The 13,183-nt window shown below is 62.4% G+C and carries 15 protein-coding genes; 7 read left to right on the top strand and 8 right to left on the bottom strand.

Annotated features, from left to right (window positions below):
• Position 1: 1 nt before the first annotated feature.
• From X750_RS141855 to X750_RS141865, 3 genes are all read right to left on the bottom strand, one after another.
• The gene (locus tag X750_RS141855; protein ID WP_023703753.1) at positions 2–1,078 is read right to left on the bottom strand and encodes an ABC transporter permease; all 1,077 of its coding nucleotides are present in this window, start codon (positions 1,076–1,078) and stop codon (positions 2–4) included.
• A gap of 161 nt (positions 1,079–1,239) precedes the next feature.
• Positions 1,240–2,181: a sugar ABC transporter substrate-binding protein gene (locus tag X750_RS141860; RefSeq protein WP_023684065.1), complete on the bottom strand. Its 942-nt coding sequence runs from the start codon at positions 2,179–2,181 to the stop codon at positions 1,240–1,242.
• Positions 2,182–2,554: 373 nt separating this feature from the next.
• Positions 2,555–3,586, bottom strand: coding sequence for a LacI family DNA-binding transcriptional regulator (locus X750_RS141865; protein ID WP_023695982.1), 1,032 nt, complete (start codon positions 3,584–3,586; stop codon positions 2,555–2,557).
• Between the two features lie 174 nt (positions 3,587–3,760).
• Here X750_RS141865 and X750_RS141870 point away from each other — a divergent pair, with 174 nt between their 5' ends.
• From X750_RS141870 to X750_RS141880, 3 genes are all read left to right on the top strand, one after another.
• Positions 3,761–4,864, top strand: a complete 1,104-nt coding sequence (locus tag X750_RS141870; protein WP_023748279.1) for a fatty acid desaturase family protein — start codon at positions 3,761–3,763, stop codon at positions 4,862–4,864.
• A gap of 84 nt (positions 4,865–4,948) precedes the next feature.
• A complete protein-coding gene (locus X750_RS141875) occupies positions 4,949–5,263 on the top strand; it encodes a MocE family 2Fe-2S type ferredoxin (RefSeq protein ID WP_023672328.1) in 315 nt (104 codons plus the stop codon).
• A gap of 4 nt (positions 5,264–5,267) precedes the next feature.
• Positions 5,268–6,497, top strand: a complete 1,230-nt coding sequence (locus tag X750_RS141880) for an FAD-dependent oxidoreductase (protein WP_031201364.1) — start codon at positions 5,268–5,270, stop codon at positions 6,495–6,497.
• A 132-nt stretch (positions 6,498–6,629) separates the two neighbouring features.
• Here X750_RS141880 and X750_RS141885 read toward each other — a convergent pair whose 3' ends face one another.
• The 5 genes from X750_RS141885 to hslV all read right to left on the bottom strand — a co-directional run bounded on the left by X750_RS141885 (position 6,630) and on the right by hslV (position 10,900).
• Entirely contained in the window at positions 6,630–7,586 is a 957-nt protein-coding gene (locus X750_RS141885) for a DUF1402 family protein (protein WP_023732726.1), read from the bottom strand.
• A gap of 323 nt (positions 7,587–7,909) precedes the next feature.
• Positions 7,910–9,223: an ATP-dependent protease ATPase subunit HslU gene (hslU, locus tag X750_RS141890; protein ID WP_023703756.1), complete on the bottom strand. Its 1,314-nt coding sequence runs from the start codon at positions 9,221–9,223 to the stop codon at positions 7,910–7,912.
• A gap of 4 nt (positions 9,224–9,227) precedes the next feature.
• Positions 9,228–9,827 carry a DUF2585 domain-containing protein gene (locus tag X750_RS141895; protein WP_023695986.1) on the bottom strand — a complete coding sequence of 200 codons (600 nt, stop codon included), beginning with the start codon at positions 9,825–9,827 and terminating at the stop codon, positions 9,228–9,230.
• Positions 9,828–9,831: 4 nt separating this feature from the next.
• Positions 9,832–10,359 carry a GNAT family N-acetyltransferase gene (locus X750_RS141900; RefSeq protein WP_023703757.1) on the bottom strand — a complete coding sequence of 176 codons (528 nt, stop codon included), beginning with the start codon at positions 10,357–10,359 and terminating at the stop codon, positions 9,832–9,834.
• The gene (hslV, locus tag X750_RS141905) at positions 10,349–10,900 is read right to left on the bottom strand and encodes an ATP-dependent protease subunit HslV (protein WP_023672322.1); all 552 of its coding nucleotides are present in this window, start codon (positions 10,898–10,900) and stop codon (positions 10,349–10,351) included. The genes X750_RS141900 and hslV overlap by 11 nt, the downstream gene beginning before the upstream one ends.
• A gap of 256 nt (positions 10,901–11,156) precedes the next feature.
• On the opposite strand from hslV, the gene hisB reads away from it, so the two are divergent.
• The 4 genes from hisB to X750_RS141925 are packed head-to-tail and all read left to right on the top strand — an operon-like array spanning position 11,157 to position 13,181.
• Entirely contained in the window at positions 11,157–11,756 is a 600-nt protein-coding gene (gene hisB / locus X750_RS141910) for an imidazoleglycerol-phosphate dehydratase HisB (protein ID WP_023724184.1), read from the top strand.
• 4 nt (positions 11,757–11,760) lie between these two features.
• Positions 11,761–12,237 carry a DUF2628 domain-containing protein gene (locus X750_RS141915; RefSeq protein WP_023703758.1) on the top strand — a complete coding sequence of 159 codons (477 nt, stop codon included), beginning with the start codon at positions 11,761–11,763 and terminating at the stop codon, positions 12,235–12,237.
• Between the two features lies 1 nt (position 12,238).
• On the top strand, positions 12,239–12,889 hold the full coding sequence (hisH, locus tag X750_RS141920) for an imidazole glycerol phosphate synthase subunit HisH (protein ID WP_023703759.1): 651 nt from the start codon (positions 12,239–12,241) through the stop codon (positions 12,887–12,889).
• 1 nt (position 12,890) lies between these two features.
• The gene (locus tag X750_RS141925; protein ID WP_023703760.1) at positions 12,891–13,181 is read left to right on the top strand and encodes a DUF1330 domain-containing protein; all 291 of its coding nucleotides are present in this window, start codon (positions 12,891–12,893) and stop codon (positions 13,179–13,181) included.
• Positions 13,182–13,183: the final 2 nt, after the last annotated feature.

The raw sequence follows: 13,183 nt of genomic DNA, 5'->3' as shown, positions 1-13,183 counted from the left end.
GTCAAGCCCTCAATGCCCGCATGCGCTGGCGCCATTGGTCGAGAACGACCGCGCCGACGATGATCACGCCCTTGACCATCTCCTGATAGTAGGCGTCGAGGCGCAGGAAGGTGAAGCCGGAAATGATGACGCCGAAGATCAGCGAGCCGATCACGGTGCCGACGATCGAGCCGCGGCCGCCCGACAAAGAGACGCCGCCGATGACCGCCATTGCGATGGCGTCGAGCTCGTACATGACTCCCATGCCGGACTGTGCCGTCAGGTTCTTGGAGGAGAGCACGATGGCGGCCAGCGCGGCGAGGATGCCGGCAATGACGTAGACGAGGATCTTGTGGTTGGCGATCTTGATGCCGGACATGCGCGCGGCATCCTCGTTGGAGCCGATGGCATAGCAATGCTTGCCGTAGCGTGTGTAGGTCATGATCAGCTGGAACAGCACCGCCAGCGACAGGAAGATGATGACCGGCATCAGCCCCTTGCCGATACCAGCGAAACTTTCGGTCGGAAACGAGATCGGCTGACCCTTGGACCACCATTTGGCAATGCCGCGCGCGGTCACCATCATGCCGAGCGTGGCAATGAACGGCGGAATGCGCGTGTATGCAATCAAGGAGCCGTTGACGAGACCGGCGAGCAGACCGCAGCCGATGGCGACTAGTACCGGCACGATGACCGGCAGGTCGGTCCAGCCTTGCGCCAGGAACATCGCCTTGGGGTTGGGGTTACCGTTGACCGTCGCCACCTGGGCAAAACTCATGGCGATCATGGCGGTGGCGCCGACGATCGAGCCCGAGGACAAGTCGATGCCGCCGCAAATGATCACCTGCGTGACGCCGATGGCGATGATGCCGACGATCGACACCTGCAGGATGATGATCTGCAGGCGGGCCTCATTGAAGATCCCGGCGACGTTGTCGCGCGTGTTGAACAGGAAGCTGTCGCCAAGAAAGATGCGGCCGATCATTTCGAAGATGACGACCAGAATGACCAGCGCCAGGAAGACGTTGAATTCGGCCGGCCATGTCCGCCTCTTCGCGTCATAGCTGACCCCGCCGACGCCATGAGATGTCTGTGACATGCCTTGTCCTCCGTGAGGCCGCATTTGCCCTTCCGCCCCTCAGGGCGGTGGGGGAAACGGGAGCGGCGCGGTTGCGCCGCTCTCTTGTTTGTTTGTCGCAATTCCGGACGGAAAACCGCTTCACACTTTTTCCTGGAATTGCTTACGCGTGAGTTGCCGGCTCAGTTCTTCTTCAGGAACTTGTCGATGTTGGCCGGCGTAACCAGCTGGAAGGGCACGTAGACCTTGTGCTCGACCTTCTCGCCCTTGGCGAGCTTCAGTGCCGCGTCGAGCGCGCCGGCGCCCTGGCCGGCCGCGTCCTGGAACACGGTCGCATCGAGGTCGCCTGCTTGCATGGCGGCAAGCGCGTCCTGCGTGGCGTCGACCCCACCGACGACAACCGTCTTCATGTCGATGTTGGCGGCCTTCATCGCCTGGATGGCGCCGATGGCGCTTTCGTCATTGTTGGCGATGACGCCGTCGAACGGCTTGCCGGTCGACAGCCAGTTGGTCATCAGGTTCTGCGCTTCGTCGCGGTTCCAGTTCGAAGTCTGCTTGTCGATGATCTTGATGAAGCTGCACTCCGGCGTGGCGATCACCTCTTCGATGTCCTTGGTGCGCTGCACGGCGGCCTGGTTGGAAAGCTCGCCCATGATGACATAGACATTGGCCTCCTTCTTGCCGGCCTCGGTGAACAGGCGGCAGACTTCCTTGGTCTCGAGCGTGCCGGAATCGGCCTCGTTCGACGCGACGAAGGCCTGGTTGTCCGGCAGCGTGTCGACATTGACCGGCTGGCGGTTGACATAGACCAACGGGATCTTGGCGGCTGCGGCGGCGTCCGACATCGCCTGCGTGGCCGAGGTATCGACCGGGTTGACGATGATGGCGTCGACGCCCGAGGCGGCGAAGTTCTTGATCTGGTCGAGCTGCTTGGCGACGTCGTTCTGCGCGTCCTCGACCTGCAGTTCCACGCCGCTCATGCCCTTGGCCTGCTCGATCATGCCGTTGCGCAGCACGGTGAGGAAGTTGTCGTCGAACTTGGCCATCGACACGCCGACCTTGGCGGCAAAAGCGGACGAACTCATCAGCGCCGCAAAGGCGACGCCCAAAATCAGTTTCTTCATTGTGTTTCTCCTCCACATTGGTGTCCGGCTGCACCGATCTACCCGGAATCCCCGATAGCCCGAGGAATCTCTCCCTGATGCCTTCCTGTTCCGTATGGCGTTTTGTCCAAGGGATGGAACGCCAGGCTCCCAGTTTGAAACAGATGTTCCGGAACGAAAGAACCAAAATACCAATCTGATGAAATATTTATTCCATTTTTTCGCGAGACGTCAAGAGCGATTCCTAAGTCGGAAAGCGGATTTTCGGTCGCCGCGCCGCAATTTCACGTCGAATCAAGGCCGACAGCGGCCCAGGCCGAGTCTGAAGGCAGACTCTGATAGATTCTATCATCGCCGGGAGAGCCCACGCCGAACGGGTCGGCGCGGCAACGCGTTAGATATTTTCCGGCAGATAGATGTCGAAGGGCAGAAAGGTCTGGCCCGGCGCGTTGGCGGCGCCGGCCTCGATGGAATGCGCCATCAGGTCGACAAGCTCGCGGCACAAGGCGGCGAGCGGCGTCGAGATCACCATTGTCAGGATGTTGTCGGCGAGTGCCGCGCGCGATTCGGCGTTGATCTCGTTGCAGACGACCACCGGCATGTTTGCGGGCTTCGCTGCGCGCAGCGCCGAGACCGCGCCTTCCATGCCGCCGCCGGCGACATAGCAGCCGGCAATATCCGGATACCGCACCAGGAGATCGATCATCGCATCGTGGGTGACCTGGTTGGCTTCCAGATTGACCAGCGTTTCCATCACCGTGAAGTCCGGCGCATGTTCGCGGAAGAAGGAGCGAAATCCGATCTCGCGCAGTTCATGGCCGTGGAAGCGATGACTGCCGACGAAAAGGGCGACCTTGCCGGGGTTCTTTGCCGCCCTGGCGATCATCCAGGCCGCGGTGCGACCGACCTTCCGATTGTCGAGGCCGACATATCCCTCACGGATGCCAGCGGCAAAGTCGGACAGCAGCGAGAAGACAGGTTGCCCCCTCGCTTTCAGCGACTCCACGACCGCCGTCAGCGTCGGATGGTCCGGACCGACAACGGCGATTGCTCTGGATTTCGCTGCCAGCTTGCGCATCTGGGCGGCGATCTCGTCGGCGGCTAGCGAGCTGGCGAAATCGATGGTGGCGACGCCGCGGAAGCGCTGCGATTGCGAGACCGCCATTTCTAGCTCCCTCGCGAAATCGCCGTAAAAAACATCATTGCCCCGCAGCAGCAGAAAGCCGAGGCGGTATTCCGGCAATTCCTGGCGCATGCGCCGCTTGATCAGCCCGGCGGCGTGGTAGCCGATGCCGGTCGCCGCCTCATAGACGCGGCGCGCGGTTTCCTCGCGCACCGGCAGCCGGTTGTTCAGCACCCTGTCGACAGTGGCGACGCTAACGCCGGAGATGCGCGCCAGATCGGTGATGGTTGGCCGTTTTGCCATGACTGTCCCGCATGAGTGCCTGCAACTGCTTACATCGTTCTGATGGAAAATGATAGAAACTATCTTTGTGATATTGAGACTATCACCGCATGGCGCTATTTTGCGCTCGGACACAGGCGCCTGTAATGGACATATCCGTCCTGACGGATGCTGTGGCCGACGGAGGCAGCCCCTATGGAAGCGACACTATCCACACCACCGTCCCGGCGCGACTACAGCCTGATCGGCCGCGACGCCAAGCTCGCCGTCGAGACCGGCCTGTCGGCGGCCGAGTGGTATCACACCGATATTCCGCGCAAGCAGATGAAGGAGCTGATGCAGCGCTCCGATGGGCCGGCGATCCGCGACACCACGATCTGGCTCGCCGCGCTGATCCTGAGTGCCGCCGGCGGCGCCTGGTTCTGGGGCAGCTGGTGGTGCGTGCCGTTCTTCTTCGTCTATGGCGTCCTCTACGGCTCGTCCACCGATTCACGCTGGCACGAATGCGGCCATGGCACTGCCTTCCGCACGCAGTGGATGAACGACGCGGTCTACCAGATCGCCTGCTTCATGATCATGCGCAATCCGGTGACCTGGCGCTGGAGCCACACCCGCCACCACACCGACACCATCATCGTCGGCCGCGACCCGGAAATCTCCGTTATGCGGCCGCCGGATCTGTTCCGGGTCGCGCTTGGCTTTATCGGCGTGCTGGATGCCTGGCATGCGATGTCGGACATGCTGCGCAATGCCGCCGGAAATATCAGCGCGGCGGAAAAGACTTTTATCCCCGAACAGGAGCAGCCTAAAGCCATTCGCATCGCCCGCATCTGGACGGCGATCTATGCCGTGACGATCGCGCTGGCGCTTTATTTCGGTTCATGGCTGCCGCTGATGCTGGTCGGGCTGCCCCGGCTCTACGGCGCCTGGCATCATGTCATGGTCGGCCTGCTGCAGCATGGCGGGCTCGCGGAAAATGTCATCGACCACCGGCTGAACAGCCGCACCGTCTACATGAACCCGGTCAGCCGCTTCATCTACTGGAACATGAACTATCACGTCGAACACCACATGTTCCCGATGGTGCCCTATCATGCGCTGCCTAAACTGCATGCGCTGATCAAGCACGATCTGCCGGTGCCGACGCCGTCGATCCTGGCCGGCTACCGCGAGATGATCCCGGCCTTTTTGCGCCAGCTGCGCAACGAGGACTATTTCCTCAAGCGCGAACTGCCGCCGACGGCGCGGCCCTATCGCGAGGAACTCCACAACGACGCCGTCACCGCCGCGGCGGAATGATCGCGCGATTAAGCTTTTGTTTTGACGCAACTCCGAACGGAAAACCGCAACGCACTTTCCTGGAATTGCTTTTGGGAGGAACACATGAGCGACTGGATCGAAGCCTGTGCTGCCGGCGACATCGACGAAGAAGATGTGATGCGCTTCGACCATGGCGGCCGCACCTTCGCCATCTATCGCAGCCCCGATGACGACTACTTCGCCACCGATGGCCTGTGCACGCACGAAAAGGTGCATCTGGCCGACGGGCTGGTGATGGATGACATCATCGAGTGCCCCAAGCACAATGGCCGCTTCAATTACAAGACGGGGGCGGCACGCGGCGCGCCGGTTTGCGTCAATCTCGCCACCTATCCGGTAAAGGTCGAGGCCGGCAAAGTGCTGATCCAGATCGGATAGGACCATGCAGGCGGGAATGGTCATCATTGGCGCCGGCGAGTGCGGCGGGCGGGCAGCGCTGACACTGCGCGAGCTGGGTTATGACGGGCCGGTGACGCTGGTGGGTGACGAACCCCATCTGCCCTATGAGCGGCCGCCCCTGTCCAAGGACGCAATGACGAGCGACGCGGCCGAGATCAAGACGATCGCCAGCGACGAAATTCTGGCCGAGAAATCGATCCGGCATATCCATTCCGTTCAAGCGGTGGCGATCGACCGCCCGGCGCATATGGTGCGGCTGTCGGACGGTTCGGCCCTGCCCTACGACAAGCTGCTGCTGGCGACCGGCTCGACACCGCGCAAGCTGCCGATGCCGGGATTGGGGTCGCGCTGCGTCTACCTCCGCACCTTTGCCGACGCGCTGGCCATTCGCGCCCACCTCAGCCCGGCAAACCGCATCGCCATCATTGGTGGTGGCTTTATCGGCCTGGAGCTCGCCGCTTCGGCGCGCAAGGCAGGGGCTGCCGTCTCCGTCATTGAGGCGCAGCCGCGCATCCTCCTGCGCGGGGTGCCGGCGGAGATCGCTGAAATCATCCATCAGGCGCATGAGGCCGAAGGCGTGACCGTGCTCACCGGTCAGGGCATCGCTGATATCGCCGACGACGGCGCTGAGGTGCACATCATGCTCGCCGATGGGCAGGACATCGTCGCCGATCTCGCCGTCATCGGCATCGGCGCCGTGCCGGTGACCGGGCTTGCCGCGGAAGCGGGCCTGACCGTCGATAACGGCATCGCCGTCAATGGCGAACTCCAAACAATCGATCCCGACATCTTCGCCGCCGGCGATTGCTGCTCGTTTCCGCTCGCTGTCTATGCTGGCCGGCGGGTGCGGCTGGAAGCCTGGCGCAATGCGCAGGAACAGGGTGCGCTGGCCGCGAAGAACATGCTGGGCGCCCGCGAAGCGCATGCCGCGGTGCCATGGTTCTGGTCGGATCAGTATGGTTTGTCGCTGCAGGTCGCCGGCCTTTCGGACGAGGGCAAAAGCACGGTCCGCCGCGATCTCGGCGACGGTGCTTTTATTCTGTTTCATCTGGCCGAGGATGGCAGGCTGGTGGCGGCGAGCGGCCTCGGTACGGGCAATGCCGTGGCGCGCGACATCAGGCTGGCCGAGATGCTGATCGCCAAGCGGGCTAGGCCGGCGCCGGAGGCGTTGGGGTCGCCGGATGTGAAGCTGAAGTCGTTGCTGGCAGCGTGAAGGACTGACTTACCCTCCCCTTGTGGGGAGGGTCGCTGCGAAGCAGCGGGGCGGGGTGCGGCACCGGCCCCCACCCGGACCTGCGGTCCGACCTCCCCACAAAGGGGGAGGTAGACGGCTGAGCTAAGCCCGCTAAAACAGCGCCTTCAGCTCGTCCAGCTTGTCGTTGACCAGCCAGCCGTAATAATTCTCCTCGGGCAGTTTGACCGCCTCACCCGCCGCGCGGCGCTTGTCGTTCTCGGCCTTCAGCGCATAGGCGCGCTGCTCGGGATTGCCGACATTGTAGAGCGTGGCGGTCAGCCCCGGATTGCCTGAGATGTCGAAGCCGGCAATGTTTTTGTAGGCGTCGATCGACTTCCTGATCGTCGCTGCGACGTAGGGCAATGTCAGGTCCGGATCCATGATGGTCTTGTAGACCCCATTGGGATCGCCGACATCGAGCTCGGGCAGCCCCGACACCTTGTGCACGAGATCGCTCATCTGCAGCGCGGTCAGCGGGTTGAGCTGGCCGAGGCCAAAGGTCTGGCCGGCATAGTAGGGCTGGAAGAAGGTTGCGCCGAAGCGGTCGTTGGGAAAGCTTGTGCCGCCGACGGTCTTGCCGCGGAAGGAGCGGTTCCACACCTGCTCGCGGCATTCCCACAGGTCGTAGCTGTCCGACATCGTGCACTTCTTGAATTCCGGCCGCTGCACGAAATCGGTGATGTCCTCTCCGTCATAGGCGAAGGACAGCTTGCTGGAGAGGTAGGAAATCGCCTTGACGTAGTAGGTCTGCAGCCGGTCGTAGGCGTCGACATTGTAGGTGTGCTCGCCGACGATGGCGCCGACGATGTGCAAAGGATTGATGCCGTAGGCAGCGGCGGCCTTCCTGATCTTGGCGCGCAGTTCGACGTCGTTCTGAAGCAAGGCGTAGACCTTGCGGTATTTGGCCTGGAAGGTGGTGTTGGTCGCCTGGGTGCGGCGGCTGGAGGCGCCCGGTATGTCGGGCTGCACGACATTGCGGTTGCCCGCCGGCACCAATGTCGCCGCGTCAGCCGCGAACAGCGTCGCCGCCAGCGTCAAGCCGAGAATGACAAGGATCAGTTTTTTCATGCGCCGCCGCCCAAGCAATTCCAGGAAAGTGTGAAACGGCTTTCCGTCCGGAATTGCGTCTAGAGAATTGCCGCGCAAACTAGGGAGTGCTCCCGGTTGAGTCGAGAGCGCCCTTGCACCCGGCAAGACGAAAGGTGGCCCGATGATACCATCCGGCCACACATCAAGCTGTTAGCCGGATTGTTGCCTAAGCATCGGCCCAAAGATCGAAACCGATTTTTGGAAAGTCCGATGCATCGATTCAATACTGCTAGAGCGACCTTTGCGTGTCCAAAGGACGCGCGGCGCTCTAATACCGGCGCCGGATGAACCGGCGCCCTCGTTTAAAGGATGAATCGCGACAAATCTGTGTTTCGCGAGAGGTCGCCGACATGCTTTTCCACATAGGCGGCATCGATGGCGACGCTGGTGCCGTTGCGGTCCGGCGCGTCGTAGGAGATCTCGTCCAGCACACGCTCCATCACCGTCTGCAGGCGTCTCGCGCCGATGTTCTCGACACTGGCGTTGAGGTCGACGGCAATGCCGGCCAGCGAATCGATGGCGTCGTCGGTGAAGGTGAGATCGACGCCTTCGGTCTTCATCAGTGCGATATACTGCTTGATCAGGCTCGCCTCGGTCTCGGTGAGGATGCGAATGAAATCGTCCTTCTCCAGCGCCCGCAACTCGACACGGATCGGCAGGCGGCCCTGCAATTCCGGCAACAGGTCGGAGGGCTTCGAGACATGGAATGCGCCCGAGGCGATGAACAGTATGTGGTCGGTCTTCAACGGCCCATATTTGGTCGCCACCGTCGTGCCTTCGATCAGCGGCAGCAGGTCGCGCTGCACGCCTTCGCGCGAGACGCCGGCGCCCATGCCACCTTCGCGCGAGGCGATCTTGTCGATCTCGTCGAGGAAGACGATGCCGTCATTTTCGGTCGCGTCGAGCGCCCGGCGCACCACCTCGTCCTGGTCGAGCAGCTTGTCGGACTCGTCGTTGACCAACAGCGCGTAGGACTCCTTGACCGTCGTCTTGCGCGCCTTGGTCTTCTTGCCACCCATCGCCTTCGACAGCATGTCGTTGATGTTGAGCACGCCGATATTAGCGCCCGGCATGCCGGGGATCTCGAAGCCGGGCATGCCGCCGGTGCCGGTGTCGGCAACCTCGATCTCGATCTCCTTTTCGTCGAGCTCGCCGTCGCGCAGCTTCTTGCGGAAGGAATCGCGGGTCGCCGGGCTCGCCGTCTTGCCGACCAGGGCTTCCAGCACGCGCTCCTCGGCATTGAGGTGCGCGCGCGCCTTCACGTCCTCGCGCATCTTCTCGCGCACCAGGCCGATGGCGATCTCGACCAGGTCGCGGATGATCTGCTCGACATCGCGGCCGACATAGCCGACTTCGGTGAACTTGGTGGCCTCGACCTTGACGAAGGGCGCACCGGCGAGTCGCGCCAGGCGGCGCGAGATCTCGGTCTTGCCGACGCCGGTCGGGCCGATCATCAGGATGTTCTTCGGCATCACCTCTTCGCGCATCTGGCCTTCCAGCTGCTGGCGGCGCCAGCGGTTGCGCAAGGCAATGGCCACGGCGCGCTTGGCGTCCTTCTGGCCGATGATGAAGCGGTCGAGTTCCGAAACGATTTCACGGGGAGAGAAGGTGGTCATATCACTAGATTCCACTTTGCCACTGCTTGATGGACTCGAACGGATGCAGCAGCATGATCACGTTGAGCGTCAGATTGTCCCGGATGAGGTAGCCGACACCCAGTTCGAAGATGAGGGCGAGGCCGACGATGCTCCATATAGGTAGCTTTCGCGCCATCACAAATCCCAGCACCATGGCCAGCGTGTCGGACACCGAATTGATGATCGAGTCGCCATAGTAATCCAGCGAGATGGTGCCGGCGCGGTAGCGCTCGATGATGAACGGGCTGTTTTCCAGGAGTTCCCAGCCGCCCTCGATGACGACGGCGAATGCCAGGCGCAGACCGATTGGCGAGCGCGGGAACAGGAACCAGGCCAAGGCGTAGAACAGGAAGCCGTGGATGATGTGCGAGAACGTGTACCAGTCGGAAATATGCTGGGAATTCTCCGAACTGTTCACCACACCGTGCCAGAGTTTGACGTAACCGCAGGTGCAGATCGGCGTGCGGCCCATGCCGTAAAGCGCGCCGGCCTGGAAGATGAGCAGAGCGAGCACGAGCAGAAGCCCCATCCGCCAGCTGTCTTCATAGGCCGAGTAATTTTTGGCAGTGCCCGGTGTCGCCATCAACTCATTCCCCTTCTTCCGCGTCGCTCTCTTCGGCATCGACGGCCATCAGCACGACGTCCCCATATCTAGAGTGTCTGCGATCGATAGCCCTGAAGCCCGCCTTTTCATAGGCGCGGATGGCGCGGCCATTGTCGGGATGCGGATCGATGATGACGCGCGGCGCGCCTTCCTCGAACAGTTGCTCGACGAATTGCCTGACGATAGCCGAGCCATGACCTTTGCCAACCAGGTCCGGCACGCCGATCGACAGGTCGATGCCGAGCGTGCCGAACGGCTGGTCGGCATAGGGATGGCCGTCCTCCAGATGCGGATCGTAGCTCTGCAGATAGGCGATCGGCCTGCCCTCGAGCTCGACGATCAGCGGCTCGACCGAAATCGAGTCGATGTTCTCCCTGATACCGGCAATTTCCGTCTCGGGGTCGTCCCACCATTCGGCGACATGCGGCTCGGCCAGCCAGCCGGCGATCATCGGCAGGTCTTTTTCGGTAACCGGTCGAAAATCATAGAGCACCGGCGGGTTAGCCGGCATCGAGCGTTTCGACAACAAAGTTGTTGTTGGTGTAGACGCAAATGTCGGAGGCGATCTGCATCGCCTTGCGGGCGATCTCCTCGGCATCCTTGTCGCTATCCATCAGCGCGCGGGCAGCGGCCAGCGCATAGTTGCCGCCGGAACCGATGGCCATGACGCCGAATTCGGGCTCCAGCACGTCGCCGGTGCCGGTGAGCGCCAGCGAAACCGACTTGTCGGCCACCAGCATCATCGCTTCCAGCCGGCGCAGATAACGGTCGGTGCGCCAGTCCTTGGCGAGCTCGACGCAGGCGCGCGTCAACTGGTCCGGATATTGTTCGAGCTTGGCTTCGAGCCGCTCCAGAAGGGTGAAAGCGTCCGCCGTGGCGCCCGCGAAACCGGCAATGACATTGCCGCCTTTGCCGATGCGGCGCACCTTTTTGGCGTTGCCTTTCATGATGGTCTGGCCAAGGCTGACCTGGCCGTCGCCGGCGATCACCACCTTGTTGCCCTTGCGCACCGTCACAATGGTCGTGGCGTGCATACTCAGTTCATTGGACATCTGCTGCTCCGATTCGCGCGATCCCGATGAGGCGATTGGCGCGGGATTTCGATCGGCCATATGTATGCATGGGGCTAACGATTGCAAACCGCCTCCGCCACGGCCGATAGCGATCCGCATCGCAACTGGCTATCGCCGGATCATGCTGCTAGAAGGCTTTCGTTTTCAAGCAAATGAGCGCCTGGAGGCATTGTCTTTTCGTTTCGCCCCGGTCAGTTGCCAAAAGTGTCGTATGCCCAAAGACAAGGACAAGGTCATGGCGTCCCGTTCCGCCGAAGTCAGCCGCAAGACCAAGGAAACCGAGATCAGCGTCTCGGTCGATGTCGACGGCACCGGAAAATCCGACATGTCGAGCGGCGTCGGCTTCTTCGACCACATGCTGAACCAGCTGTCGCGCCACTCGCTGATCGACATGACGGTAAAGGCCAAGGGCGACCTGCACATTGACGACCACCACACGGTCGAGGACACCGGCATTGCGATCGGCCAGGCGCTGGCCAAGGCGCTGGGCGAGCGGCGCGGCATCATGCGCTATGCCTCTGTCGACCTTGCCATGGACGAGACGCTGACGCGGGCCGCGATCGACGTGTCGGGCCGTCCGTTCCTGGTCTGGAATGTCGCCTTCTCGTCGCCCAAGATCGGCACGTTCGACACCGAACTGGTGCGTGAATTCTTCCAGGCGCTGGCGCAGAATGCCGGTATCACGCTGCATGTCACCAATCATTATGGCGCCAACAATCACCATATTGCCGAGACCTGCTTCAAGGCGGTGGCGCGCGCGCTGCGTTTCGCACTGGAGCGCGACCCGCGCCAGCCGGAAGCGGTTCCCTCCACCAAGGGATCTCTGAAAGGGTAGGCTGATGGCCATCTATGTCGTGATGGAACCGCCAGGCCGCACCGAGGCGGCCGACGCAACGATTTTGGTCCGCGACGGTTTTTCCTGGCTGGCTTTCCTGGTGGCGCCGCTGTGGCTCGCCTGGCACCGGCTTTGGATCGAGGCGGGGCTCGCTTTCGTCGCCATGGGCCTGCTTTCGCTGCTTGGCGAAAGACTGGGGCTGGATTGGGCTGGCTCGGCGCTGTCGCTGCTGGTGTCGCTCTATATCGGGCTGGAAGGCCAAGGGTTGCGGCTCGCAGCGCTGCGCCGCGGCGGCTGGCATGAATGGGGCGTCGTCGAAGCCGACAATCCTGACGATGCCGACATCCGCCAGTCACTGGACGCCGAGGCCCTTGCCGATGAGCCGGCGCCGCTGCCGCGCATCGTGCCGGACGCCAGCCTGGCCCGGCCGGCGCAGACCGGGCTGACGCTGGGCCTGAGCCATACGCCGGGAAAAGCCTGAGATGCGGGTCGCGATCATCGATTACGGGTCGGGCAATCTGCGCTCGGCCACCAAGGCCTTCGAGCGCGCCGCGCATGAAGCCGGCATTGCGGCTGCCATCGAGCTGACCGCCGATGCCGAGCGTGTGCGCAGCGCCGACCGCATCGTTTTGCCCGGCGTCGGCGCCTATGCCGATTGCGCGGCGGGCCTGCGCGGCGTCGCCGGCATGTGGGAAGCGGTGGAAGAGGTAGCGATCGCCAAGGCGCGGCCGTTCCTCGGCATCTGCGTCGGCATGCAGCTGATGTCGCAGCGCGGCCTGGAAAAGACCGTGACCAAGGGCTTCGGCTGGATTGCCGGCGACGTCAAGGAGATCACGCCCGCCGATCCGGCGCTGAAGATCCCGCAGATCGGCTGGAACACGATCGACCTCGACCGCAAGCACCCGCTGTTTTCCGGTATTGCGACCGGGCCCAAGGGTCTGCACGCCTATTTCGTTCATTCCTACCATCTCGACGCGACAAGGCCGGACGAAGTGCTGGCCGTTGCCGATTATGGCGGCCCGGTAACGGCGGCGGTCGAGCGCGGCAACCTTGCCGGCACGCAATTCCATCCGGAAAAGAGCCAGGCGCTCGGCCTGGCACTGATCACCAACTTCCTGCGCTGGAGGCCTTGAGATGAGCAAGAAGGGCTACTGGATGGCGATGGTCGATGTGACCGATCCGGAAAACTATCCGAAATACATCGCCGCCAACAAAGCGGCGTTCGACAAATACGGCGCGAAATTCCTGACGCGAGGCGGTCAGTCGTCAAGCCCGGAAGGGCCATCCGGCAATCGCCATGTGATCGTCGAGTTCGAAAGCTACGAGGTCGCGCTGGCTTGCTTCCATTCCCCCGAATACCAGGCAGCGCTGAAATTCCGGCGCGCTTGTTCGACCTCGCATTTCGCCATTGTGGAAGGGGTCTGAAC

This window comes from Mesorhizobium sp. LNJC391B00 (assembly GCF_000502535.1).
Classification (GTDB): domain Bacteria; phylum Pseudomonadota; class Alphaproteobacteria; order Rhizobiales; family Rhizobiaceae; genus Mesorhizobium.
The sequence above is the reverse complement of the archived record's forward strand: the minus strand, read 5'-3'. Positions and strand labels throughout refer to the sequence as shown.

What these genes read in the sequence shown, in the direction of transcription:
- X750_RS141855 (WP_023703753.1), bottom strand. Translation starts at nt 1,078, where the DNA reads ATGTCACAGACATCTCATGGCGTCGGCGGGGTCAGCTATGACGCGAAG.
- X750_RS141860 (WP_023684065.1), bottom strand. Translation starts at nt 2,181, where the DNA reads ATGAAGAAACTGATTTTGGGCGTCGCCTTTGCGGCGCTGATGAGTTCG.
- X750_RS141865 (WP_023695982.1), bottom strand. Translation starts at nt 3,586, where the DNA reads ATGGCAAAACGGCCAACCATCACCGATCTGGCGCGCATCTCCGGCGTT.
- X750_RS141870 (WP_023748279.1), top strand. Translation starts at nt 3,761, where the DNA reads ATGGAAGCGACACTATCCACACCACCGTCCCGGCGCGACTACAGCCTG.
- X750_RS141875 (WP_023672328.1), top strand. Translation starts at nt 4,949, where the DNA reads ATGAGCGACTGGATCGAAGCCTGTGCTGCCGGCGACATCGACGAAGAA.
- X750_RS141880 (WP_031201364.1), top strand. Translation starts at nt 5,268, where the DNA reads ATGCAGGCGGGAATGGTCATCATTGGCGCCGGCGAGTGCGGCGGGCGG.
- X750_RS141885 (WP_023732726.1), bottom strand. Translation starts at nt 7,586, where the DNA reads ATGAAAAAACTGATCCTTGTCATTCTCGGCTTGACGCTGGCGGCGACG.
- hslU (WP_023703756.1), bottom strand. Translation starts at nt 9,223, where the DNA reads ATGACCACCTTCTCTCCCCGTGAAATCGTTTCGGAACTCGACCGCTTC.
- X750_RS141895 (WP_023695986.1), bottom strand. Translation starts at nt 9,827, where the DNA reads ATGGCGACACCGGGCACTGCCAAAAATTACTCGGCCTATGAAGACAGC.
- X750_RS141900 (WP_023703757.1), bottom strand. Translation starts at nt 10,359, where the DNA reads ATGCCGGCTAACCCGCCGGTGCTCTATGATTTTCGACCGGTTACCGAA.
- hslV (WP_023672322.1), bottom strand. Translation starts at nt 10,900, where the DNA reads ATGTCCAATGAACTGAGTATGCACGCCACGACCATTGTGACGGTGCGC.
- hisB (WP_023724184.1), top strand. Translation starts at nt 11,157, where the DNA reads ATGGCGTCCCGTTCCGCCGAAGTCAGCCGCAAGACCAAGGAAACCGAG.
- X750_RS141915 (WP_023703758.1), top strand. Translation starts at nt 11,761, where the DNA reads ATGGCCATCTATGTCGTGATGGAACCGCCAGGCCGCACCGAGGCGGCC.
- hisH (WP_023703759.1), top strand. Translation starts at nt 12,239, where the DNA reads ATGCGGGTCGCGATCATCGATTACGGGTCGGGCAATCTGCGCTCGGCC.
- X750_RS141925 (WP_023703760.1), top strand. Translation starts at nt 12,891, where the DNA reads ATGAGCAAGAAGGGCTACTGGATGGCGATGGTCGATGTGACCGATCCG.